This is a genomic window from Streptomyces profundus, assembly GCF_020740535.1.
Lineage (GTDB): Bacteria > Actinomycetota > Actinomycetes > Streptomycetales > Streptomycetaceae > Streptomyces > Streptomyces profundus.
In genome coordinates this window covers 6,325,038-6,350,740 of sequence record NZ_CP082362.1, presented here as the reverse complement: position 1 = coordinate 6,350,740, position 25,703 = coordinate 6,325,038, and the positions used below count along the sequence as shown (strand labels likewise).

The following is a 25,703-nucleotide window of genomic DNA, read 5'->3' as shown; positions in this document are numbered from 1 at the left end:
GGGTGCCCCGCGTCGGTCAGGGCTTGTCGCGCCGAAGGGCCCGGCTCACCAGGTCGGCGACGTCCATCGTGGCGATGGAGTCACGGGCCACCGGCTCGGCCTGGCGCTCCCCTGCCTCCTCCTGTCCGACCAGGCGGCGCAGGATGCCGAGCACGCCGGCGTCACGGAACGCCGCCATCGAGACCTCGCCGAGGGCGGCACGGAACTCCGCCTCGACCGGGTCCCCGGGTTCGGCGCCGGCCGGCTCTTCGACGTCGGCCAGCATCTCGCCCAGCAGGTGCTCGGCCAGCTCGGCGGGCCTTGAGTAGTCGAACACCATGGTGGCGGCCAGCCGCACGCCGGTGACCACGGTCAGCCGGTTGCGCAGCTCGACGGCCGTCAGGGAGTCGAACCCGGCGTCCCTGAAGGGCTGCCCCGCGTCGATCCGGGTCAGGTCCGGGAATCCGAGCACGACCGCGGCGTGCTCCCTGACCAGGTCGGTGAGCACCGACTGCCGCTCGGCGGCCGGCGTGGCCAGCAGCCGGGCGCGCAGCTCGGCCGCCTGGGAGGCGGCGCTGCCCTCGCCGGCCGTGCGCCGGGCCGGCGCCGTGACGAGACCCCGCATCAGGGGCGCCACCTGGCCGCCGGCGGCCGATCTGACCGTGGCCAGATCCAGCTGGACCGGCGCCACCAGGGGCGCGCCGTGGGCGAGCGCCGCGTCGAAGAGCGCCAGCGCCTCGCCGGCGGGCATGGGCCGCAGGCCGGCCCTGGCGACGCGCGCCCGGTCGCTGTCGGCGAGCGCGCCCGTCATGCCGCTGGCGTCCTCCCACAGGCCCCAGGCCAGGGAGACGGCCGCCTGCCCGCGTTCCCGCCGGCGCTCGGCCAGGGCGTCGAGCACGGCGTTGGCCGCCGCGTAGTTGCCCTGCCCCACGCCGCCCAACAACCCGGAGACCGAGGAGTAGAGGACGAAGTGCGTCAGGTCCAGCTCGGCCGTCAGCTCGTCCAGGTGCCGGGCCGAGTCGACCTTGGCGCGCAGCACCCGCTCGACCTGCTCGTCCGTCAGGGACTCGATCAGGCCGTCCTCGACGATGCCGGCGGTGTGGACCACGGCGCGCAGCGGCCGGTCGGCGGGAATCGAGGCGAGCAGCTCGACGACCGCCTCCCTGGAGCCGGCGTCACAGGCGACGATCCGCGGCTCGGCCCCCAACTCCTTGAGCGAGGCGGCCAGTTCGGTGGCGCCCTCGGCGGTGTCGCCGCGACGGGAGATCAGCAGCGGGTGCCGCAGCCCGTGTGTCGCCACCAGATGGCGGGCGAGCAGGCTGCCCAGGGTTCCGGTGCCGCCCGTGATCAGGACGGTGCCGTCGGGGTCCCAGGCGCGCGGCCTCAGCACGACCTCGCCGGTGTGTTCGGCGTCGCCCGCGAGGCGCAGCGCCTCGGGTGCCTGTCGCACGTCCAGGGCCCGGACGGGCGGGAACCGCAGCGCGCCGTCGCGCAGCAGCGCGACCGTCTCCCGCAGCCGCCGACCGATCCGGTCGCCCGACTCCTCGGGGAGCGCCTCCACCATCCGGTAGCTGACGCCCGAGTGGGCCGGGGTGACGGCACCCGACTGGTCGTCGCCGCCCAGATCCAGGAAGTGGCCGCCGCGCGGCATCAGGTCCAGGGTGGCGTTGACGGCCTTCCCCGAGAGGGAGTTGAGCACGATGTCGAAGCCCCTGCCGCCGGTCGCGGCGGCGAACTCCTGGTGGAAGTCCAGCGAGTGGGAGGACGCCAGGTGGGTGTCCTCCACGCCGAGTTCGCGCAGCGCGTCCCAGGTGGCCGGCGAGGCGGTGGTGAAGACCTCGGCGCCCAGATGGCGGGCGAGTTGCACGGCCGCCATGCCGATCCCGCCGGAGCCGCCGTGCACCAGCACGGTGTGCTCGGGGCCGATGTCGGCCTCGTCGACCAGCGCCGACCAGGCGACGAGGAACGGCCAGGGCAGCGCCGCCGCCTCCTCGAAGGACCAGCCGTCGGGGATGGGCACCAGCCAGCGGTGGTCGGCGGTGGCCTCGGTGGCGACGGCGTCGGGCAGCAGGCCGAAGACCCGGTCGCCCTGGGCGAGTCCGGTCACCTCGGCGCCGGCCTCCAGCACCACACCCGCGCCCGCCCGGCCCAGTACCGCGCCCGCCGGGGTCAGTCCGGCGGCGCGCACCGCGACGCGGACCTCGCCCGCGCCGAGCGGTTCCCGGCCGGCGTCGGGCAGCGGGACGAACGCCAGCTCTCCCCGGGTGCCGGCGGCACGGGAGGTGAGCCGCCAGGGGCCGCTCTCCGGCGGGGTCGGGACGCCGCCGACGCGGGCCCTGGCCAGCCGGGGCGCCAGCAGCCTGCCGCCGCGCAGCCGCAGTTGGTTCTCCCCGGTGGCCAGCACCTCGGCGATCCGGCCGGCGTCGACCGGGTCGAGGCCCGACTCGTCGTCCCCGTGGGTGTCGCTGTCGACCAGCACCAGCCGGTCGGCGTGCTCGTTCTGCGCGGAGCGCAGCAGGCCGGCGACGGCCGCGTGCGCGAGTTCGTCCGCGCGGGTGACGAACACCAGCCTGGCGCCCTGGAACCGGTCGGCGCCGACCCAGGAGCGGATCAGCGGCAGCACCCGGAGCAGCGTGCCCTGGGCGTCCAGGCCGGTGGCGACCGGGTGGACCACCAGTTCGGGCAGGTCGCCCCCGGCGAGCGCCGCGAGGTCGGCGACCTCACGCACCGTCGCCGTGGTGGCGGTGGCCGCCGCCGGCTCGGGGAGCGTCACCCAGTTCAGGGTGAACAGCGAGTCGTGGTGGCCGGTGGCCCGCCCGAGTCCTTCGACGGACACCGGGCTCAGCGTCAGGGCGTCGACGGACAGCACGGGTTGACCGGCACCGTCCGCCACGGTGACCGTCACCGTCTCCTGGTCGCCGCCCGGGGCGGCCAGGCGCACCCGCAGCACGGTGGCGCCGGTGGCGTGCAGCGCCGCGTCCCGCAGGGCGACGAGGCGCACCTGGCGGCCGTCGGCGCGCCAGCGGGCGACCGGCCCCAACACGGCGTCCAGCAGGGCGGGGTGAAGGCCGAACCCGGCCGTCGAGGCACCCTCGGCCAGCACCACCTCGGCGAGGACGTCGTCGCCGTGCCGCCAGAGCGCGCGCAGGGTGGCCACGCGCTCCCGCGGCTCCATACCTTCCCCGGCTTCCCCGGCTTCCCCGGCATGCGCCGTGACCTCGGCGAGGTCGACGGGCTCGGCGCCGGCCGGCGGCCAGGCGGCCAGCTCGGCACCGTGCGAGGCGCCGCCGGTGCCGAGGACGCCGGTGGCGTGCCGGGTCCACTCCGCGTCGGCCGCCGCGCCGTCCCCCTCTTCGTCCCCGACGCCGTACAGCGAGAACGGGCGCAGGCCCGACTCGTCGGCGCCGTCGACGACGATCTGGAGTCGCACTCCCCCGCGTTCGGGGATGACCAGCGGGGTGTGGACGGTGAGTTCCGCGATCCGGTCGCAGCCGACCTCGTCGCCGGCGCGGACCAGGACGTCCAGGAGCGCCGCCTCGGGCAGCACCTGGACCCCGTCGATCGGGGACTCCCTGGCCCACGGGTGCGCGGCGGGGGAAAGCCGCCCGGTGAGGAGCGCCCCCCGGCCGTCGGCCAGGGTGGTCGCGGCGCCGAGCAGCGCGTGCCCGGCGGACCGCAGCCCCAACTCGGTGACGGAGCCGGCGCTGCCGGGCAGGGCGCTGAGCCAGTAGCGGTCGCCCTGGAAGGAGTAGGTGGGCAGTTCGACGCGCTGTCCGTCGGCGCAGATCGCGGCCCAGTCCACCGTGGCGCCGGCGACCCAGGCGTGGGCGAGCCCCTCGACGAGCGCCCCTGGCTCGGCGCGGTCCTTGCGGGCGAGCGCCGCGAGCCGGACCGCGTCCGGCGAGGAGACGCACTGCGCCGCCATCCCGGAGAGCGTGCCGTCGGGGCCGACCTCGACGAGGTGCCGCACCCGCTCGCCCTCCAGGACGCGGACCGCGTCGGCGAACCGCACCGGCTCCCGCACATGCCGGACCCAGTAGTCGGCGTCGGCCCAGGTGTCGGCGGTGGCCCGCTCGCCGGTGAGGGTGGAGACCACGCCCAGCGTGGAGGCGCCGAAGCTCAGACCCTCCACGACCGCGCGGAACTCGTCCAGCATCGGCTCCATCAGCGGGGAGTGGAACGCGTGGCTCACCCGCAGCCTGCGGGTCTTCACGCCCCGCGCGGCGAACCGCTCGGCGACGGCGACGACCACCGCCTCCTCGCCGGAGACCACGGTGGCCTCGGGGCCGTTGACGGCCGCGATGCCGGCGGTCGACTCGTGTCCCGCGAGCGCGGCGCGCACCTCGTCCTCGGGCGCGGCGACGGCGACCATCGCCCCGCCCTCGGGCAGCGCCCGCATCAGCCGGCCGCGCGCGGCCACCAGCCGGGCGGCGTCGGCGAGCGAGAGCACCCCGGCGACATGCGCGGCGGCGATCTCGCCCACCGAGTGGCCGGCGACGAAGTCGGGGCGGACACCCCAGGACTCGACGAGCCGGTAGAGCGCCACCTCGTAGACGAAGAGCGCGGGTTGGGCCCACCGGGTGTCGTCCAGCGCCGCCGCGTCGTCGCCCCACACGACCTCGTGGAGCGGGGCCGGCAGCAGCCCGTTCAGCACGGCGCTCGCCTCGTCCCAGGCGCGGGCGAACGCGGGGAACGCCTCGTACAGCTCACGCCCCATGCCGAGGCGCTGCGCGCCCTGGCCGGCGAACAGCACGCCGGTCCTGCCGTCGTCGCCGCGCACCGCGCCGGTGACGACGCCTGGGTGCGCGGCGCCGGAGGCCACCGCGTCGACGCCGGTGAGCAGCTCGCCGGCCGAGCCGCCCACGACCACGGCGCGGTGTTCGAAGGCGGACCTGGTGGCGGCGAGCGACCAGGCCACGTCGAGCGGGTCGCGGCCCTCGCCGTCCCGGAGGAACGCGGCGATCCGCCGCGCCTGCGCGGGCACCGCCCGCTCGCCGCGCCCGGAGAACACCCAGGGCAGCACATCGGGGCGGGCGGGCGCCGCGGACTCGGCGGCCTCTTCGGCCGGCTCCTCGGCCGGGGCCTCCTCCAGGACGACATGCACGTTGGTGCCGCTGATGCCGAAGGACGAGACGCCGGCACGGCGTGGCTCGTCCCGCTCCGGCCACGGCCTGGCCTCGGTGAGCAGCTCCACCTGGCCCGCGGACCAGTCGATGTGTGAGGAGGGCTCATCGACGTGCAGGGTGCCGGGGAGTGATCCCGAGCGCATGGCCATCACCATCTTGATGATGCTGGCCGCGCCGGCGGCTGCCTGGGTGTGGCCGATGTTCGACTTGACCGAGCCCAGCCAGAGGGGTTCCCGGTCGGCGCGGTCCTGGCCGTAGACGGCCATCAGCGCCTGGGCCTCGATCGGGTCGCCGAGTGAGGTGCCGGTGCCGTGCGCCTCGACGGCGTCGATCTCCTGGGGCGTGAGCCGGGCGTTGGCCAGCGCCTGCCGGATGACGCGCTGCTGCGACGGGCCGTTGGGCGCGGTCAGCCCGTTGGACGCGCCGTCCTGGTTGACGGCGGAGCCGCGCACCACGGCGAGCACCGGATGGCCGGCGGCGCGGGCGCTGGAGAGGCGCTCGACCACCAGCACGCCGACGCCCTCGGCCCAGGCGGTGCCGTCGGCGGTGTCGGCGAACGCCTTGCAGCGGCCGTCGGGCGCCAGGCCGCGCTGCCGGCTGAACTCCACGAAGAGGTCCACGTCCGGCACGATGGTGACGCCGCCGACCAGCGCCATTCCGCACTCGCCCTGCCGCACCGCCTGCGCCGCCTGGTGCAGCGCGACGAGCGACGAGGAGCAGGCGGTGTCGACGGTGACCGCCGGGCCTTCGAGACCCAGCGTGTAGGAGATCCGGCCGGACATCACGCTGGACGCGTTGCCGGTCATCAGGAAGCCCTCGGTGCCTTCGGGCAGTTCGCCGTCGGAGGGGATGTAGCCGCGCTGGCCGCCGCCGATGAAGACGCCGACCGGGCTGCCCTGGAGCGCGGCCGGCGCGAGGCCGGCGCGCTCCAGCGCCTCCCAGGACACTTCGAGGAGCAGACGCTGCTGGGGGTCCATCGCCAGCGCCTCGCGCGGGGAGATCCCGAAGAAGCCGGCGTCGAAGCGCCCCGCGTCGTCGAGGAACCCGCCCTCGCGGACGTAGGTCTTGCCGGGGGCCTCGGGGTCGGGGTCGTAGATGCCGTCGATGTCCCAGCCCCGGTCGGTGGGGAACTCGGCGATGGCGTCGCGACCTTCGGCGACCAGCTGCCAGAGGTCCTCGGGGGACGTCACCCCGCCGGGGAAGCGGCAGGCCATCCCGACGATGGCGATGGGGTCGTCGTCGTCGGGGGTCCCGGCGGCTGGCAGCGCGGCGGGCCGGGGCTGTTCGGACCGGCCGAAGAGGCTCTCCTTGAGGAACGCGGCCAGCTCGTTGGGGGTGGGGTGGTCGAAGACCAGGGTGGCGGGCAGCGGCAGGCCGGTGGTCCGGCTCAGGCTGTTCCGCAGGTTGACGGCGATCATCGAGTCCACGCCCAGGTCCTTGAACGCCCGGGTGCCGGCGACGGCTTCGCCGTCCGCGTGGCCCAGGGCCATGGCGGCCTGGGTGCGGACCAGATCGGCCAGCTCGCGGTCCCGGTCGGCGTCGCCGAGCGCGGCGAGCCGCACCGCCAGGTCGGTGCCCTGGCCGGCGGCGGCCTTCTCGCCTCCGTCGAAGGCGCGCCTGGCCTCGGGGATGGTGGTGATCAGCGGCGCGATCCGGGAGACGGAGGTGGGCGAGGCGGCCACGTTCCAGTCGACGTCGACCACGGCCACCAGGCCGTCGTCGTCGCCGAGCGCGCGGGCGAGCCCGGCGATGGCGAGCTGCGGCGCCATCTGCGGAACGCCGTCCGCGCTGAGCCGTTCGCCCAGCTCGCCCTCGGTGAGTCCGCCGCCGCCCCACGAGCCCCACTGGACGGAGGTGGCGGTCAGGCCCTCGGCGCGGCGGTGCAGGGCCAGCGCGTCGAGGTAGTTGTTGGCGGCCGTGTAGTTGCCCTGGCCGACGTTGGGCAGGAGGCTGGCGAACGAGGAGAAGAGCACGAAGGCGGCCAGGTCAGCTCCGGCCGTCAGCTCGTGGAGATGGCGCGCCGCCAGGGCCTTGCCCGCGGCGACATGCCCCATGCTCTCGGGGGTGACGGTGTCCAGGATCACGTCGTCCAGGACGCCGGCGGTGTGGAACACCGCGCCGAGCGGCAGTTCGGCGGGGAGGTCGGCGAGCAGCCCGGCGAGCGCCGAGCGGTCGGCGACATCGCAGGCAGCGACGGTCACCCGGGCGCCCAACGCGGTCAGTTCGTCGGCCAGTTCGGCGGCGCCGGGGGCGTCGGCGCCGCGCCTGCTGGTGAGCAGCAGGTGCTCGGCGCCCTCGCGGGCGAGCCAGCGGGCGACATGGCCGCCGATGCCACCGGTGCCACCGGTGATCAGCACGGTGCCGCGCGGCGGGCGCCAGCCGGAGTCGCTGGTGCTGCCGGGACGCGGCATGCGGGTGAGCCGCGCCGCGTGGACGCCGGCGGCGCGCACGGCGACCTGGTCCTCGCGCGGATCGCCCAGCTCCCCGGCGAGGAGCGCGGCCAGCCGGGCGCCGGAGCGTTCGTCGACGGACTCGGGAAGGTCGACCAACCCGCCCCAGCGGTGCGGGTACTCCGTCGCGGCGGCCCGGCCGAGGCCCCAGGTGGCCGCCTGCTCGGGGTGGGTGAGCGGGTCGGCGGCGCCGACGGAGACGGCGCCCCGGGTGGCGAACCACAGCGCGGCGGTGACCTTCTCGTCCCCGAGCGCCTGGATCAGGGCCAGGTTGCCGAGGGTGCCGCTGGTGACGGCCGGCACGTCGGGGGCGGGGCTCTCGTCGAGGGCGAGCAGCGAGAGGACGCCGGCGATCGGGGTGTCCCCCACGGCGGTGACAGCGTCGGCGACGAGCCGGCGCAGCTCCTCCCGGCCGCTGCCCGCCGGCACCGTCAGCCTGGCCGTCGCCGCGCCGTGCGCCTCGATGGCCCCGGCGGCGCCCTCGGCCCAGGCGTGCTGGTCCGCGTCGGCCGGCAGGGCCAGCAGCCAGGTGCCGGTCAGCCGCCCGACGGCGGTGGACGGCAGGGGGTTCCAGTCGATCCGGTAGCGCCAGGACTCCAGCGCCGACTGCTCGCGGCGCCGGCGTCGCCAGGACGCCAACGCGGGCAGCACGCCGCCCAGTTCGTCGCCCTCGAAGGCCAGCGCGTCCGAGAGGGCCCGCACGTCCTGGCGCTCCACCGCGTCCCAGAACTCCGCCTCGGCCTGGTCGACCGGGCCGGCGGCCCGGCCCTCCACCGCGTCCCGCGCGGCGTGGTCGTAGGCCCAGTAGCGCTGGCGCTGGAAGGCGTAGGTGGGCAGGTGGACATGGCGCCGGGCGCCGCCGAGGGGCAGCACGGACCAGTCGACGTCGACGCCCCAGGACCACGCCTCGCCGAGGGAGAGCAGGAAACGTCCGAGGCCGCCGTCGCCCCGCCGGAGGGAGCCCACGGTCAGGGTGTCGGCGCCGGCGGTCTCCGCCACCGCCATCATCAGCACCGGGTGCGGGCTCGACTCGACGAACACCCGCTGGCCCGTCTCCGTCAGCCGCGCGACGACGTCGGCGAACTCGACGGGCTGCCGCAGGTTCCGCACCCAGTAGTCGGCGTCGAGGCCGGCGGTGTCGATCGGGCCGCGCTCGACGGTGGAGTGGAACGGCACATCGCAGGAGCGGGGCCTGATGTCGGCCAGGGCGGCGCGGAGTTCCTCGGCGATCTCGTCCACCTGCGGGGAGTGCGAGGCGTAGTCCACCGGGATGCGGCGGATCCTGATCTCCTCGGCCTCGCAGGCGGCGATCAGCGCGTCGACGGCCGCTGTCTCGCCAGCTATCACGGTGGAGCCGCTGCCGTTGGCCGCCGCCACGGTGAGCCGGTCGTCCCAGCGGGCGAGGAGCTCCTCCGTCGCCTCGCGGCCCAGCGCGACCGAGGCCATGCCGCCCCGGCCGGCCAGCCGTTCGCGGATCAGCCGGCTGCGGATCACGACGATCCGCGCCCCGTCCTCGGGGGTCAGCGCGCCGGCCACCACGGCGGCGGCGATCTCGCCCTGCGAGTGGCCGACGACCGCGCCGGGCCGCACCCCGAAGCTCTTCCAGAGCCCGGCCAGCGCGACCATCACCACATACAGCAGCGGCTGCACGACATCGACGCGGGCCAGCTCCTCGCTGTCCTCCGGGCCGCGCAGCACCTCCTGCGCCGACCAGTCGACCAGCGCCTCGACGGGGGCCGCGGCACGGTGGAACTCCTCGGCGAACCTCGGTGTGGAGTCGAGGAGTTCGACCGCCATGCCGAGCCACTGGGAGCCCTGGCCGGGGAAGACGAACACCGGCTGGCCGATGCCCTCGCTGACGCCGCCGACGGCGGCGTTCTCCGCCGCCTCGGGGGTGTCGTCGGCGATGGCGCGCAGCGCGCGCCGCAGTTCGGCGTGGTCGGCGCCGACGGCCACCGCGCGGTGGTCGAGCGCCGCCCTGGTGGTGAGCAGCGCGTGGGCGACGGCCCCGAGGTCCTCCTCGGGGTGGTCGTCGAGGTGGTTGAGCAGCCGGCCGGCCTGCTCCCGCAGCGCCTTGGGGGTGTGCCCCGAGAGCGCCCACGGGACGGGGGTGCCCTCGGGCAGCGCCGCCGGCTCGGCGCCGTCGGCGGCGGGCGCGGGCTCCAGCTCCTCCGTGACCTGCTCCAGGATGACGTGCGCGTTGGTGCCGCTCACCCCGAACGAGGAGACGCCCATCCGGCGCGGCTGCCCCCGGTCGGGCCACGGGGTGGGGGCGCCGAGCAGGGCCACGGCGCCCGCGTCCCAGTCGATCTTGGTCGAGGGCTGGTCCGCGTGCAGCGTCTTGGGGAGGATGCCGTGCCGCATGGCCAGCACGGACTTGATGACGCCGCCGACGCCGGCCGCCGCCTGGGTGTGGGCGACGTTCGACTTCAGCGAGCCGAGCCAGATCGGCCGGTCGGCCGGCCGGTTCTGCCCGTAGGTGGCGATGATCGCCTGGGCCTCGATCGGGTCGCCCAGCGTGGTGCCGGTGCCGTGTGCCTCGACGGCGTCGATGTGGTCGGCGGTGAGCCGCGCGTTGGCCAGGGCGGCCTCGATGACGCGCTGTTGGGACGGGCCGTTGGGCGCGGTGAGGCCGTTGGAGGCGCCGTCCTGGTTGATGGCGGAGCCGCGCACCACGGCCAGCACCGGGTGGCCCTTGCGGCGCGCGTCGGAGAGGCGTTCCACCAGCAGCATGCCGGCGCCCTCGCCCATGCCCATGCCGTCGGCGTCGGCGGAGAAGGCCCGGCAGCGGCCGTCCTTGGACATCGCCCGCTGGTGGCTGAAGCCCACGAAGCCGGCCGGCAGGGACAGCACGGCGACGCCGCCGGCGAGCGCCATCGAACAGTCGCCGAGCCGCAGCGCGTTGACCGCGAGGTGGAGGGCGACCAGCGACGAGGAGCAGGCGGTGTCCACGGTCACCGCCGGCCCCTCAAGGCCGAAGGTGTAGGCGATGCGCCCGGAGATGATGCTGGGCGCGCTGCCGGTGACCCGGTGCCCCGGGTCGCCCTCGGGCGTGTCGGTCTCCCCCAGGTGGTAGTCGAGCGGGTTGGTGCCGATGAACGTGCCGATGTCACCGCCGTGGGTGGACAGCGGGTCGATGCCGGCGCGCTCGAAGGTCTCCCAGGCCAGCTCCATGACGAGCCGCTGGTGGGGGTCCATCATCAGGGCCTCGCGCGGCGAGATGCCGAACAGGGCCGGGTCGAACTGGTCGACCCCCTCCAGGAAGCCACCGGACTGGACATAGGTCTTGCCGTGGGCGTCCGGGTCCGGGTCGTACAGCCCGTCGAGGTCCCAGCCCCGGTCCGTGGGGAAGGGGGACACCCCGTCCACCCCGTCGGAGAGAAGGCGCCACAGATCCTCGGGCGAGGCGACCCCGCCCGGGTAGCGGCAGGCCATCCCCACGATGGCGATGGGCTCCTGCTCTCGTGCCTGGACGGCGCTCAGTTCCTGCTGGGTCCTACGCAGATCGAGGGTGGCACGCCTGAGGTAGTCGAGGAGCTTCTCCTCGTTCTGCGGTGAGCTGGCGTCGTTGGGCATGGGGGTTCTCTCCAGTTGAAACCGGGTGGACGTTCCAGTGGGCGGGAAACTCAGGGCTGTCCCAGGCCCGTGTCGAGCATGCGGAACAGCTCGTCGGCCGACGCCGAGGCGACATCCACCTCGTCGGGCGCCGCCGCGTCGGCCTCCCGCGCGGACGACGTCTCCCTCGCCCGCTCGTTCCAACTCCACAGCAGGTTCTGGAGCTGCTTGGCGACCTGTTCGTGGGTGTGGTCGTCGGCGGTCACCGAGGAGAGCGCGGACTCCAGCTCGGAGAGCTGGTCGAGCACCGGCTGCGCGGTGGAGTGTTCCGTCACCAACAGCTCGGCCATCCGCCCGGCCAGCGCCTTGGGCGTCGGATAGTCGAAGACGAGGGTGGCGGGGAGCCGCAGCCCGGTGGCCGCGTTGAGGCGGTTCCTGAGGTCGACGGCCATCAGCGAGTCGATGCCGAGGTCCTTGAACCCCTTGTCCATCTCGATGGCGTCGGCGCTGACATGCCCCAGCACGACCGAGGCGTGCCCACGGACCAGCTCGGCGAGGAGCTGTTCCTGACGGTCCGGGGTGAGACCGGCCAGGCGCCGGGTCAACGAGACCTCTCCCGATCCGCCCTCACCCGCCGTGGTGCGCCGGGCGGGGGCGCGGACGAGTCCCTGGAAGATCGTGGGCAGGGTGCCGGCGGACGCCTGGGCGCGCAGCGCCGACAGGTCGAGACCCACCGGCAGGGCCACGGCCTCGTCCCTGGCCAGCGCGGAGTCGAACATCGCCAGACCCTGCGCGTTCGAGATGGCGGCGACGCCGCTGCGGGCCATGCGGGCCTTGTCCTCCCGGCTGAGCTGGCCGGCGAGCCCCGTCGACTCGGCCCAGTAGCCCCAGGCCATGGAGACGGCGGGGAGCCCCTGGGCGCGACGGCGCTCGGCGAGGGCGTCGAGATAGAGGTTCGCGGCGGCGTAGTTGGCCTGCCCCGGGCCGCCGAGCACGCCGGAGGCCGAGGAGAACAGCACAAAGGCCGCCAGGTCCATCTCGCGCGTCAACTCGTGCAGATGCAGGGCGGTGTCGGCCTTGGGCCGCAGCACCCGGTCGATGGACTCCTCGGTGAGGGCCCCGATCACGCCGTCGTCGAGCACGGCCGCCGTGTGGATCACGGCGGTCAGCGGGTGGTCGGCGGGGACCCCCTTCAGCAGCGCGGCCAGCGCCTCCCGGTCGGAGGTGTCGCACGCCACCACCGAGACCTCGGCGCCCAGTTCGACCAGCTCGTCCCGCAACTCCGCGGCGCCGGGCGCGTCCTGGCCCCGTCGGCTGGTCAACAGCAGGTGCCGCACGCCGCGCGTGGTCACCAAATGCCGCGCCAGCAGGCCGCCCAGCGATCCGGTGCCGCCGGTGATCAGGACGGTGCCCTCGGGGTCCCAACCTGTCGGCACGGTGAGGACGATCTTGCCGACATGGCGGGCCTGGCTCATGAAGCGGAACGCCTCGGGGGCCCGCCGCACGTCCCACACCCGGGTCGGCAGCGGCGTCAGCGTGCCGTCGCGCAGCAGCGAGGCGATCACGCCGAACATGGCGTGCTTCTTGTCCTTGGGCACATCGCCCAGGTCGAACGCCTCGTAGTGGACGCCCTGATGCGCCTCGGCGATCCGCTGGGGATCGCGGAGATCGATCTTCCCCATCTCCACGAACCGGCCGCCTGGCCTCAGCAGTCGAAGCGACGCGTCGATGAACTCCTCGGTCAGCGAGTTCAGCACCACATCGATGCCCTCCCCGCCGGCGACAGCGGCGAAGGCGCCCTCGAAGTCCAGCGTCCTGGACGACGCGATATGGGCGTCGTCAAGACCCATCGACCGCAGCGTGTCCCACTTGCCCTCGCTGGCCGTGGCGAACACCTCGGCCCCCAGGTAGTGGGCCAGCTGCACGGCGGCCATCCCGACACCACCGGCCGCCGCGTGCACCAACACCCGCTGACCGGCCCGCAGTCGTCCCAGATCGACCAGCCCGTGCCAGGCGGTCAGGAACGCGACCGGCACCGAGGCGGCCTGCTCCCACGTCAGCGACTCGGGGACCGGGGCCAGATCCCGTTGGTCGGTGACCGCGAGGGGACCGAAGCCGCCCGGCAGCAGACCCATCACCCGATCCCCCGGCACCAGATCGGTCACGGCGGAGCCGACCTCGACCACGACGCCGGCACCCTCGGTGCCCATCACCGCCCGGTCCGGGTACATGCCCAGGGCGATCAGCACATCACGGAAGTTGAGACCCGCCGTCCGCACCGACACCCGCAGCTCGTTCTCCCCCAGCGGCTCGACGGCCTCGGGGCTCGGCAGCAGCGCGAGGTTCTCCAGCACGCCGGGGTGCTCGCTGTCGAGGCGCCAGGCGGTGACGTCCCCGGGCGCGACGAGCGACCCGCCGGCGTCCAGGCGGGCGAAGCGCGGCACGAACAGCCCGTCCGCGCGCACCGAGAACTGCCCCTCGCCATGGCTCTCGAAGAGCTTCGCCGTGCCCGGCAGCAGCCGGGCGGCGTCCTCGTCCGACACGTCGGCGGCCAGATCGGCCAGGAGGAACCGGTCGGGGTGCTCGCTCTGCGCGGAGCGCAGCAGGCCGCTGACCGAGGCCGCCGCCGGGTCCCCGCCCGAGGCGGCGCCCCGCGTCAGCACGAGCAGCCGGGAGTCCGCCAGCCGCTCCTCGGCCAGCCACTCCCGCACCTCCCCCAGCACCCGCCCCAGCAGGGTCCGGGTCGCCGCGAGGGAGGTGGCGGCATCGTCGTCCGGGCCGACGCCCGCGTCCGGAACGGCCCACACCGCGACCTCGGGGACGGTGGCGCCCGCGCTCAACTCGGCGCGCAGGCCGGCGACATCGCGGTGCGTGGTGGGCAGCCCGAGGACGCTGTCCCCGCCCAGCACGGCCCAGCCGTCGATGCGCGGCGGCGTGGCGTCGGCCGCCTCGGGGGCCGCCGCCCACTCCAGGGAGTAGAGCGGCTCCGTGTGGGAGGCGTTACGCGCCTGCCGCAGCGCCTCGACGGAGACGGGGCGGGTGATGAAGGCCCGCACCGTGATGACGGGCTGCCCCGTGGGGTCCTCGGCGGTCAGGGTCACGGTGTCGTCCGCCTGGACGGTCATCCGCACCCGCAGGTCGGTCGCGCCGGAGGCGTGCAGGGTCACCCCGCCCCAGGAGAACGGCAGATGCTTCTCGCCGTCCTCGCCGATCCCGGCGAACGCGAAGATGTGCAGCGCCGCGTCGAGCAGCGCCGGGTGGATGCCGAAGCGGGAGGCGTCCTGGCGCAGCGCGTCCGGCAGCCGCACCTCGGCGAACAGGTCGCCCCCGCGCCGCCAGGCGGCCCTCATGCCCTGGAACGCGGGGCCGTAGACATACTCCGAGTCGGCCGCCAGCTCGTAGTAGCCCTCGGCGTCCAGGGCCTCGGCCTCCTCGGGCGGCCACACCCCGTTGGTCACGGGCTCCGCGGAGACGGTGCCGCCGGCCAGCGCGCCGCTGGCGTGGCGTATCCACTCCTCGGACTCCTCGGCCCCCTCCTGGCGGGAGAACACCCCGACCGAGCGGCGCCCGTTGGTGTCCACGCCGCCCACCACGACCTGGAGCCGCGCCCCGGCGTCGCCGGAGAACAGCAACGGCGCCTCCAGCGTCAACTCCTCGATGACACCGCATCCGACCTGGTCGCCGGCCCGCACCACCATCTCGACAAACGCCGTGCCCGGCAGCAGCACCACGCCGCCGACGGCGTGATCGGCCAGCCACGGGTGGGACGACAGGGACAGCCGGCCCGTCAGCACATGCTCGTCGCTGTCGGCCAGGCCGACCGAGGCCCCCAACAGCGGGTGGTCGGCGCTCGACAGGCCGAGCCCCGCCGCGTCCACCGTGCCGGCCGGGTCCGCGTGGTCGGCGATCCAGAACCGCTGCCGCTGGAACGGGTAGGTCGGCAGATCGGTCGGCAGATCGGCCCGCGCCGACACTCTCGGGAGCAGCGGGCCCCACTCCACGGGCAGGCCGTTGGCCCAGCCCTCGCCCAGGGACCGCACCCACCGCTCGGCGCCGCCCTCGTTCCGCCGCAGGGACCCGAGCACGGCGACATCGGCGCCCTCGGCCCTGGCCGTCTCGCCGAGCGCGACGTTCAACACCGGGTGCGCCGACACCTCGACGAAGCTCCGGAACCCGTCCGCGAGCGCCGCCCGCGTGGCGTCCTGGAACCGCACCGTGTTCCGCAGGCTCTCGAACCAGTAGCCCGCGTCCAACTCGGTGGTGTCCATCACCTGGCCCGACAACGGCGAGTAGAACGGCACCCGGCCGGGCAGCGGCGACACGGCCGCCAGCTCCGCCAGCACCTCGTCCCGCACGCCCTCCACATGCCCGGAGTGCGAGGCGTAGTCGATGGGAATCCGCCGCGCCCAGACGCCGCCTGACTCCCACCGCCGCAGCAGCTCCTCGATCTCCGGGACGCCACCGGCGACCGCGGTGGACTCCGGGGCGTTCACCCCGGCGACCGACACCCCGGGGACGCCCTCGATCCAGCCGGAGACCTCGTCGAGGGACAGCCCGACGGTCGCCATCGCACCGCGCCCCGCCAGCTTCCTCGCGATCACCCGGGACCGCAGCGCCACCACGCGGGCGCCGTCGTCGAGGGAGAGCCCGCCGGCCACCACGGCCGCCGCGATCTCGCCCTGCGAGTGCCCCACCACGGCGGCCGGGGTCACCCCGAAGGACTCCCACAGCCGGCTCAGCGACACCATCACGGCCCAGGACAGCGGCTGCACCACGTCCTCGCGCGACAGATCGCCCCGCAGCGCGGTCCACAGGTCCCAGTCGACCCACTTCGACAGGGCCTCGGCGCACTCCTCCAGCGCGCCCCTGAACACGGGGAACGCGTCCGCCAACTCAAGCCCCATGCCGACCCACTGCGCGCCCTGGCCGGGGAACACGAACACCGCGTCCGACCCCGAGCCGACGGCGCCCCTCACCACCTGACCGGCCGACTCGCCGCCCACCAACGCCTCAAGGCCGGCGGTCAGTTCGTCGCGTTCGGTGCCCAGCACCACGGCGCGGTGCTCCAGCGCGGCGCGGGCCGAGACCAGCGACCAGCCGATCGCGTCGACCGACACCTCGGGGCGTCCGGCCGCGAAGTCCCGCCAGCCGGCGGCCTGCGCGCGCAGCGCGTCGCCGGTCGCGGCGGAGAGCACCCACGGCAGGTAGGCCCTCGGCGCGTCGGACGCGGGCGCGTCGACCTCCACCACCGGCTCCTGGGCCGGCTCGGCCTCCGCCGCCTGCTCCAGGATGATGTGCGCGTTGGTGCCGCTGACGCCGAACGCCGAGACGCCGGCCCGGCGGGGGGCTCCGGTCTCCGGCCACGGCTGGGACTCGGTGAGCAGCGAGACATCACCGGCCGACCAGTCGATATGGGGCGTCGGCTCGTCGATGTGCAGCGTCCTCGGCAGCACGCCGTTCCGCATCGCCAGCACGGCCTTGATCACGCCGGCCACACCGGCCGCCGCCGCCGCGTGCCCGATGTTCGACTTGATCGAGCCCAGCCACAGCGGCCGGCCCTCCGGGCGGCCCTGCCCATAGGTGGCGAGCAGCGCCTGGCCCTCGATCGGGTCGCCAAGCGGCGTGCCGGTACCGTGCGCCTCGACGGCGTCGACGTCCCTGGCGGTGAGCCGCGCGTCGGCCAGCGCCTGCCGGATCACCCGCTGTTGCGAGGGCCCGTTGGGCGCGGTCAGCCCGTTGGAGGCACCGTCCTGGTTGACGGCTGAGCCGCGTACCACGGCCAGCACATGGTGGCCGTTGCGCCGCGCGTCGGAGAGCCGCTCCACCAGCAGCACGCCGACGCCCTCGGCCCAGGTCATGCCGTCCGCAGCGGCGGCGAACGCCTTGCAGCGGGCGTCGGGGGCCAGGCCGCGCTGGCGGCTGAACTCCACGAACACGTCGGGCTGCGCGAGCACGTTGACGCCGCCGGTGAGCGCGAGGGAGCACTGTCCGGCGCGCAGCGCCGCGACCGCGAGATGCAGCGCGACGAGGGACGACGAGCAGGCGGTGTCCACCGTCACCGCCGGGCCCTCAAGGCCCAGCGCGTAGGAGACCCGGCCGGAGAGAACGCTGGTCGAGGTGCCGGTCAGCCGGTGGCCCTCGATGGCGGTGATCTGCTCGCCCTCACCCGTGCCGTAGCCGCCGTAGGAGGCCCCGATGAAGACGCCGGTCTCGGTGCCCTTCAGCGACGCCGGGTCGATCACGGCCCGCTCGATCGCCTCCCACGACGCCTCCAGGAGGAGACGGTGCTGGGGGTCCATCGCCAGCGCCTCGCGCGGCGCGATCCCGAAGAAGCCCGCGTCGAAGTCCGTGACGTCCGGCACGAAGCCGCCCTCGCGCACATAGATCTTGCCGTGCGCGGCGGGGTCCGGGTCGTACAGCCCGTCGACGTCCCAGCCCCGGTCCTTCGGCATCTCCACGAGGGCGTCGACGCCGTCGGTCAGGAGCCGCCACAGGTCCTCGGGGGAGCTGACCCCGCCGGGGTAGCGGCAGGCCATGCCGACGATCGCGATCGGCTCGTGCGTCTGGTCCTCCAGGTCGGTGATCCGCCGGCGCGCCTTTTGGAGATCGGTGGTGGCCCGCTTCAGGTAGTCGCGCAGCCGCGTTTCGTTGCTCATCGTCTTGGTCACCTGTCCAGGAGGCGTGTCAGGGAGTTTCGAGCTGGTCGTCGAGCAGATCGAAGAGTTCGTCGTCGGAGGCGGACCGCACCGCGTCCTCGATCTCCTCGGCATCCGCGGGTTGCTTCTCGCCGTCCAGCAGCGCCACCAGGGCGCGCAGTCGTAGTGCGATGTCGTTCGGTACCCGCTCTTCGGCCGACAGGGCCGCCAGGGACTTCTCCAGGCGCTCCACCTCGGCGAACACCTCCGCGGCGCCGCCGGCCCCCTCCGGGTCCAGCAGCTCCAGGACGTGGTCGGTCAGGGCCTGGGGGGTGGGGTGGTCGAAGACGATGGTGCTGGAGAGCTTGACGCCGGTCGCCTCGCTGAGGCGTTTGCGCAGCTCGACGGCGGTGAGCGAGTCGAAGCCGAAGTCCTTGAACGGACGGCCGGGCGCGACTCCTTCGGCCGAGGAGCGCCCCAGCACGGCGGCGGCCTGGGCCCGCACCAGCTCCAACACCAGGCGGTGCCGCTCCTCGGCGCTCTTGTCCTCGATCCGCTGGGCGAACGCGGACCGCGACGACGATGACGCGCCGTCCGCCTCGGCCTCCGCCGCCAGCAGCGCGGCCACCTCCGGCACCGCCTCGATCAGCGGACGCCGCCTGGACATGGTGTAGGTGCGGGTGAAGGTGTCCCAGTCCACGTCGGCGACCGCGACAAACGTCTCGTCGTGGTCCACGGCCTGCACCAGCGCCTGGAGCGCCGTCTCGGGCGCCATGCCCGGCAGGCCGACACGGCGCAGGCCGGTTCCGGCCTCGTCGTTGGCGGCGATTCCCTCCCCGGCCCAGGCGCCCCAGGCCACCGAGGTCGCGGCCAGCCCCTGGGACCGGCGCCACTCGGCGAACGCGTCGAGATACGCGTTGGCCGCCGCATAGGCGCCGTGACCGGCACTGCCCCAGACCCCGGCGTTCGAGGAGAAGAGCACGAACGCTTCCAGCGAGTCGCCGAGCACCTCGTGCAGATTCCGGGTGCCCACCACCTTCGAGGAGACGATGGCCTCGTACTCCTCCGGTGTGGTGTCGACCAGCGGGACGGTGGGGACGACGCCGGCGGCATGGAAGACGGCGGTGATGTCCAGGCCGGCCAGTGCCTCGGCCAACCCCTCCCGATCCGCCACGTCACACGCGGCGATCGTCACCTCGACCCCGGCCTCGACCAACTCCCGCTCCAACTCCACCGCACCCTCGGCCGCCCGACCACGCCGACTCGTCAACACCAGACGCTCGGCACCGTTCCGCGCCAACCAACGGGCCACGAAACCGCCGATCCCGCCGGTGCCGCCGGTGACCAGGACCGTGCCCCGAGGCCGCCAGGACCGCACCGCCACACGACCACCCAACGGCCGCCGCACCAACCGCCGCCCCAACACACCCGAACCCCGCACCGCCAACTGATCCTCATCACCCGCACCACCCGACAAAACCCCCAACACCCCACGCCACACCAACTCATCCACCACCACCGGAACATCCAACAAACCACCCCAACCCCCCGGATGCTCCAACCCCACCACCCGACCCAAACCCCACACCTGCGACGCCTCCAACACCGACCCCACATCCGAACCCACCACACCCAACGCCCCACCCCGCGACACCAACCACAACCGACCACCAAACTCCACCTCACCCCACAACACACGAACCAGACCCAACACCTCCAACGGATCAACCGACAACGACACCACACCCACCACCGACGCCGCATCCACCTCCGTAAACACCTTCGCCACCACATCCAACCCACTCACCACCACCTCCGCACCCCAACCCCGCAACCGCTCCACCCACACATCCCGCTCACCCGACTCCGCACCAGCAACCACCCACGTCCCCGACAACGAACCGCCACCCCCAACCGAAACCGGAACCCAATCAACCCCATACCGCCAAGAATCCACCTCAGCCCGCGCCCGAGACCCCTCACGCCACACCCGCAACGCGGCAACCGCCTCCGCACCCAAATCCAACTCACCACGCTCCACCGCACCCCACAACTCCTCATCCACCCCACCCACCGAACGCACCGACCCCGACAACCAAAAACGCTCACGCTGAAACGCATACGTCGGCAAATCCACACCCGACACCAACACCCCACCACCCGAAGAAACCACCGAACTCCAATCCACCGACACCCCCGCCACAAACACCTCACCCAACGACACCAACAACCGACGCAAACCACCCTCACCACGACGCAACGTCCCCGTCACCACCGCATCACCACCCACCACCTCAACCGTCTCCCCCAACGCCACACCCAACACCGGATGCGCCGACACCTCCACCAACACATTCAACCCATCACCCAACAACGCACGCGTCGCATCCTCAAACCGCACCGTATTCCGCAAATTCTCAAACCAATACCCCGCATCCAACCCCGCCATATCCAACAACCCACCCGTCAACGACGAATAGAACGGCACCACACCCGAAACCGGCTCCACCCCAGCCAAAACCTCCAGCAGCTCGTCCCGGATCACCTCCACCTGCGCCGAATGCGACGCGTAATCCACCGCAACCCGCCTCGCCCGCTCCACCGACCCCAACACCAACTCCAACCCCTCCGGATCCCCCGCCACCACCACAGAACTCGGACCATTCACCGCCGCGACGGACACCCCCTCGGGCAACTCCAACTCCTCCACCGGCAACGGCACCGACACCATCCCACCCCGACCAGCCAACCGACCCGCGATCAACCGCGACCGCAACGCCACCACCCGCGCACCATCCTCCAAAGACAACCCACCCGCCACCACAGCGGCAGCGATCTCCCCCTGCGAATGACCCACCACCGCAGAAGGCACCACGCCGAAGGACTCCCACACCCGCGCCAACGACACCATCACCGCCCACAACACCGGCTGCACCACATCAACCCGCGACAACAACCCCTCATCCTCCAACGCCACCTCAAAATCAAAATCAACAAACGGCCTCAACGCCTCACCACACGCCACCATCGACCCCCGAAACACCTCAGAAGAACCCCACAACTCCCGCGCCATCCCCACCCACTGAGACCCCTGCCCCGGAAACACAAACACCACCCGAGCACCACCCGCCACCACCGAACCCTCAACCACCGACCCCACCGGCTCACCCAAAGCCAACCCACCCAACCCCACCAACGCCTCATCCCGATCCCCAGCCACCACCACACCCCGCCAATCCAACACCGAACGCCCACCCACCAACGCACCCGCAACCCCACCCACAGAACCAGAACCAGACCCCACAAAATCAACCAACCGACCCGCCACACCCCGCAACGCACCCTCGGACTTCCCCGACACCACCAACGGCACCACCCCGGAACCACCCACGACTTCCTGGGTCGGTTCCGCCCGCTGGTCGGTCTCCTCGGGGGCCTCCAGCACGATGTGCGCGTTGGTGCCGCTGATGCCGAAGGAGGAGACGGCGGCGCGACGGCGCCCACCGTCCTCCGCCCACGGCCTCGACTCGGTGAGCAGCTCCACGGCGCCGGCGTCCCAGTCGATATGCGAGGACGGCTCATCCACATGCAGCGTCCCCGGCAACACCCCGTGCCGCATCGCCATCACCATCTTGATCACACCCGCCACACCCGCGGCGGCCTGCGTGTGACCGATGTTCGACTTCACCGACCCCAACCACAGCGGGCCACGCTCACCCCGCTCACGCCCATACGTCGCCATCAACGCCTGCGCCTCGATCGGGTCGCCCAACTTGGTGCCCGTGCCATGCGCCTCGACGACATCCACCTCATGCGGGGCCAGCCGCGCGTTGGCCAGCGCCTGGCGGATCACCCGCTGCTGCGAAGGACCGTTCGGCGCCGTCAACCCACTCGACGCGCCATCCTGGTTGACGGCCGAGCCCCTGACGACCGCCAGCACCCGGTGTCCGTTGCGCCGCGCGTCCGACAACCGCTCAACCAACAGCAGACCAGCACCCTCCGACGGGCCGAAACCGTCCGCGTCATCCGCGAACGCCTTGCAACGACCATCGACGGACAGACCACCCTGCCGGCTGAACTCGACGAAGAGGCCCGGCTCGGACATCACCGTCACGCCGCCGGCCAGCGCCAGATCGCATTCGCCCTGGCGCAGCGACTGCACCGCCAGATGCAGCGCCACCAGCGACGAGGAGCACGCCGTGTCCACCGTCACCGCTGGGCCTTCGAGACCGAAGCTGTAGGAGAGCCGACCCGAGCCGACGCTGCCCGCGTTGCCGGTGGCCACATAGCCCTCGACCTCCTCGGGGATATAGCCGAGGCGCGAGGTGTATGCCTGCACGACGAGTCCGGCGAAGACGCCGGTGTTGCTGCCGCGCAGCGTGTCCACGTCGATGCCGGCCCGCTCGAAGACCTCCCACGCCGTCTCCAACAGCACCCGCTGCTGCGGATCCATCGCGAGCGCCTCACGCGGCGAGATCCCGAACAGCTCGGCGTCGAACCGATCCGCCTCCTCAAGGAACCCACCCCTGCGCACATGGCTGGTCCCCGGATGCTCGGGATCCGGGTGATAGAACCCCGTCGCGTCCCACTCCCGCCACTCCGGCGGATCGGAGACCACTTCGCCGCGCTCGTCCACCAACCGCCACAGATCCTCCGGCGAACCGACCCCGCCCGGGAAACGGCACGCCATCCCCACGATCGCGATCGGCTCGTCCGAGCCCGCCGTGGTGGCGACCACGGCCCGCGTGGCGGGGCCGGCGGCCTTGGCCGCCCCGCCCAGCGAGTCGGCGAGTTCCTCACCGAGCAGCCCGGCGAGGCGGGCCGGCGTCGGATAGTCGAAGATCACCGTCGCCGGAAGGCGCAGCCCGGTCGCGGCGTTGAGACGGTTCCGCAGCTCGACGGCCATCAGCGAGTCGATGCCGAGTTCCTTGAAGCCGCGCCCGGCCTCGATCGTCTCCGTGCCGGCGTGTGCGAGCACCACCGAGGCGTGCTCGCGCACCAGGTCGGTGAGCACCTGCTCGCGACGGGCATCGGACAGCCCGGCGAGCCGCGCCACCAGCGACGACTCACCGGCACCCGCACCGGACTCGGCGACGGCGCGCCGCACCGGCACCCGCACCAGACCGCGCAACACCGGCGGCACGCCGCTCTCGGCGGCCCGCGCCCGCAGTACCCGGGTGTCCCACCGGACCGGCACCAGCAGGGCCTCGCCGGCCTCCAGCGCCGCGTCGAACAGGGCGAGGCCCTCCTCGCGGCTGAACGGCAACAGGCCGCCACGTGTCATCCGCGCCCGGTCCTCGCGGGTCAGCTGGCCCGTGATGCCGCTCGCGTCGCTCCACAGGCCCCAGGCCATGGACGAGGCCGGCAGCCCGGCCGCGCGGCGCCGCAGCGCCAACGCGTCCAACCAGGCGTTCGCCGCCGCGTAGTTGCCCTGGCCAGGTCCGCCGAAGATGCCGGCCATCGAGGAGAAGAGCGCGAAGGCGGCGAGGTCCATGCCGCGCGTCAGCTCGTCCAGATGCAGCGAGGCGTCCAGCTTGGGCCGCAGCACCCGGTCCACCTGCTCGGCGGTGAGCGCCTCGACGACGCCGTCGTCGGCGATGCCGGCCGCGTGCACCACAGCCGTCAGCGGGTGGTCGGCCGGAATGCCGGCCAACAGCGCCGCCACCGCCTCCCGTTCGGCCGTGTCACACGCCACCACCGACACCTCGGCACCCAACGCCGCCAACTCGTCCCGCACCTCGACCGCGCCTGGGGCCTCCAGGCCGCGCCGGCTGGTCAACACCACATGACGCATCCCTCGGCTGACCACCACATGGCGCGCCAGGTGACGCCCCACCGTGCCGGTGCCGCCGGTGATCAGGACGGTGCCCTCGGGGTTCCAGCGCCTGGGCATGGTGAGGACGATCTTGCCGACATGGCGGGCCTGGCTCATGAAGCGGAACGCCTCGGGGGCGCGTCGCACGTCCCATGCCCGGGTGGGCAGCGGCGTCAGCGTGCCGTCGCGCAGCAGCGCGACGATCTCGTTCAGCATGGCGGCCATCCGGTCGGGGCCGGCCTCCGTCAGGTCGAACGCCCGGTAGGTGACGCCGGGGTGCGTCGCGGCGATGTCCGCCGGCTGACGGAGGTCGGTCTTGCCCATCTCCACGAACCGGCCGTCCGGCCTCAGCAGCCGAAGCGACGCGTCGATGAACTCCTCGGTCAGCGAGTTCAACACCACATCGATGCCCTCCCCGCCGGCGACAGCGGCGAAGGCGCCCTCGAAGTCCAGCGTCCTGGACGACGCGATATGGGCGTCGTCAAGACCCATCGACCGCAGCGTGTCCCACTTGCCCTCGCTGGCCGTGGCGAACACCTCGGCCCCCAGATGGCGGGCCAGCTGCACGGCGGCCATCCCGACACCGCCCGCCGCCGCGTGCACCAACACCCGCTGACCGGCCCGCAGCCGCCCCAGATCGACCAGCCCGTACCAGGCGGTCAGGAACGCGACCGGCACCGAGGCCGCCCGCTCCCAGCCCAGCTCGTCGGGAATGCGGGCCAGGACGCGGTGGTCGGCCACCGCGAGGGGACCGAAGCCGCCCGGCAGCAGACCCATCACCCGATCCCCCGGCACCAGATCGGTCACGGCGGAACCGACCTCGACCACGACGCCGGCACCCTCGGTGCCCATCACCGCCCGGTCCGGGTACATGCCCAGAGCGATCAGCACATCACGGAAGTTGAGGCCGGCGGCGCGGACCTCCACCCGCACCTCGCCCGCGGCCAGCGGCTCGGCCGCCTCGGGGTTGGGCAGCAGGGCCAGGCTGTCCAGGGTGCCGGGCGTCTCGGTGTCGAGGTGCCAGGCGGTGACGTCCCCGGGCGCGACGAGCGCCTCGCCGGTGTCCAGGCGGGCGAAGCGGGGCACGAACAGCCCGTCCGCGCGCAGGGAGAACTGCGGTTCGTCGTGGGCCTCGGCGACGGCGGCCATGCGGGCCAGCGACGGGACGGCCGCCGCGTCGGACAGCGCGGGGTCCACGTCGATCAGGAGGAGCCTGCCGGGGTGTTCGCTCTGCGCGGACCGCAGCAGGCCCCAGACGGGGGCCGCCGACGGGCTGCCGCCGGAGACCGCGCCCCGGGTCAGCACGGCCAGCCGGGAGTCCATGAGGCGGCCGTCGGCCAGCCACTCCCGCACCTCGCCGAGCACCCGGCCCAGGAGGTCGCGCACGCCGGCCGCCATGTCCTCGGCCGGGTCGACGGTGGGCAGCGCCCAGAGGGCGATCTCGGGAACCGCCGCGCCCGCGTCCAACTCGGCGCGCAGGCCGGCGACATCGCGGTGCGTGGTGGGCAGCCCGAGCACGGTGTCCGCGCCGAGCAGGGCCCAGCCTTCGGTGCTCGGCGCGGCCGAGTCGGCCAACGCGGGCGGTGCCACCCAGTCCAGGAGGTACATCAGGTCGGACGAAGCGCCGCCGCGTGCCCGCTCCAGCTGGCCCATGGCGACGGGGCGGGTGACGACCGATTCGACGTTGATGACCGGCTGGCCGGTGGGGTCCTCGGCGGTGAGGGTGACGGCGTCGTCGGCCGAGACGGTGAGGCGCACCCGCAGTTCGGTGGCGCCGGAGGCGTGCAGGGACACGCCCGTCCACGAGAACGGCAGCCGGGGACGGTTCTGCTCGACCGCCACGCCGCTGAAGCCCAGGGTCTGCATGGCCGCGTCGAGCAGCGCGGGGTGGACGCCGAACCTGGTGGCGTCGGCCCGCTGCTCCTCGGGGAGGCTCACCTCGGCGAAGAGCTCGTCACCACGCCGCCAGGCGGCCCTCAGCCCCCGGAACGCGGGGCCGTAGCCATAGCCGGAGCCGGCCAACCGCTCGTAGTAGTCCTCGACTTCGAGGGCCTCGGCGCCCTCGGGCGGCCACACCCCCTCGGCCACGGAAGACGCACCGGTGACCTCGACACCCAGCACACCACTGGCGTGCCGCACCCAG

The 25,703-nt window shown here is 73.7% G+C and carries 3 protein-coding genes; all 3 read right to left on the bottom strand.

What is annotated here, in order from left to right; genetic code table 11:
* Nucleotides 1-16: 16 nt before the first annotated feature.
* The 3 genes from K4G22_RS27270 to K4G22_RS27260 are packed head-to-tail and all read right to left on the bottom strand — an operon-like array spanning nucleotide 17 to nucleotide 25,636.
* Nucleotides 17-11,131, bottom strand: coding sequence for a type I polyketide synthase (locus K4G22_RS27270; RefSeq protein ID WP_228083111.1), 11,115 nt, complete (start codon nucleotides 11,129-11,131; stop codon nucleotides 17-19).
* A gap of 50 nt (nucleotides 11,132-11,181) precedes the next feature.
* Nucleotides 11,182-17,766: a type I polyketide synthase gene (locus tag K4G22_RS27265; RefSeq protein ID WP_228083110.1), complete on the bottom strand. Its 6,585-nt coding sequence runs from the start codon at nucleotides 17,764-17,766 to the stop codon at nucleotides 11,182-11,184.
* 28 nt (nucleotides 17,767-17,794) lie between these two features.
* Nucleotides 17,795-25,636, bottom strand: a complete 7,842-nt coding sequence (locus tag K4G22_RS27260; RefSeq protein WP_425336816.1) for a type I polyketide synthase — start codon at nucleotides 25,634-25,636, stop codon at nucleotides 17,795-17,797.
* Nucleotides 25,637-25,703: the final 67 nt, after the last annotated feature.